Source organism: Pseudomonas duriflava, assembly GCF_007830155.1.
In the GTDB taxonomy this organism is placed as follows: Bacteria; Pseudomonadota; Gammaproteobacteria; order Pseudomonadales; family Pseudomonadaceae; genus Chryseomonas; species Chryseomonas duriflava.
On the sequence record NZ_VLKY01000065.1, the window covers coordinates 1 to 1,012 of the forward strand.

The 1,012-nt window shown below is 55.9% G+C and carries 2 protein-coding genes; both read right to left on the reverse strand.

All coding sequences use genetic code 11. From position 1 onward, the window contains the following. On the reverse strand, positions 1 to 458 hold a 458-nt coding region (locus tag IQ22_RS23105), incomplete at its 3' end, for a tyrosine-type recombinase/integrase (RefSeq protein WP_145146133.1). A gap of 173 nt (positions 459 to 631) precedes the next feature. Next, positions 632 to 856 carry a hypothetical protein gene (locus tag IQ22_RS23110; protein ID WP_145146134.1) on the reverse strand — a complete coding sequence of 75 codons (225 nt, stop codon included), beginning with the start codon at positions 854 to 856 and terminating at the stop codon, positions 632 to 634. Positions 857 to 1,012: the final 156 nt, after the last annotated feature.

Consider the following 1,012-nt stretch of genomic DNA (forward strand, 5'->3'; position numbering starts at 1 on the left):
TCGAGCACTTCCAGTACATCATCAGTGTCGATCTGGGCCAGCGGCATGGAGCCGATTACAGGAAACACGTGTTTAGCCAGTGAGTTCTGCCACTGTTGCGAGTGCTTGGTGCTCCAGCTGGGCGAGTGCGTTCGAATATAGCGGGCAGCCTCGGTCTGAAAGGTCTTTGCTTCCAGCGTCTGAGAGGATTTGCCCTCACGCTCTTTCCGGCGCTCAAGGACCGGATTGATCCCCCGGGAGATTTCAAGGCGGTACTTGTCTGCCGCCAGGCGCGCCTCACGCAGGGAGACTGCCGGATAGCTGCCCACCGAAAGATCATGCCGCCGGCCATTCATCATGTACCGAAACACCCAGCTCTTGCGCAGCTGGGCCGAAACGCGAAGCTGAAGGCCTCGTCCGTCCTGGTAGCTTCCAGGCTCGGAAAGGGCCTTGACGAGTTTGGGGGTTAGCTTGCTCATATGAGGCTCATGATAGTGCTCAACTCATTAGAATGAAACTAAATGTATGAGGAGATTTTATCCCCATACATATACAACCTAAATCCGCGTGGATACTCTATTCCTGTAATGGAGTAAAATGTTCTCCCACACCTTTTACCCACAGGCCGCCTGTCCCAACGCCTAGCCATGCCTCAGCGCCTGAGCCAGCGTCTGTCGGCTACCTGAACCGGGCGCTCCACTATTTCAGTAACGAGTGGCGAAAGGGATATCGCCGAGACGGCGCACTCAAGCCGGTCAAGTGAATTTACCAATGCCGGCGCAGCCCTGCACAGCGCATCGATGCGCGCCATGTCCTTTACCCGGATACCGGTAGCGTTCCACCGCTTGAGCAACAGGGCACCAAGGTCATCATCCACACACAGGACTTCAGCCCTCGCATGTGTCTCTTTAGGCAGATCGAACAGGCAAAGCGGGCGGCTATCCAGGCACAAGGCATGGTAGTGATCTGCCCTTTACTGCCCCTCGCTGATGGTTCCTACCGCTATTTCATCAGCCTCAATTCCCAGGTAACG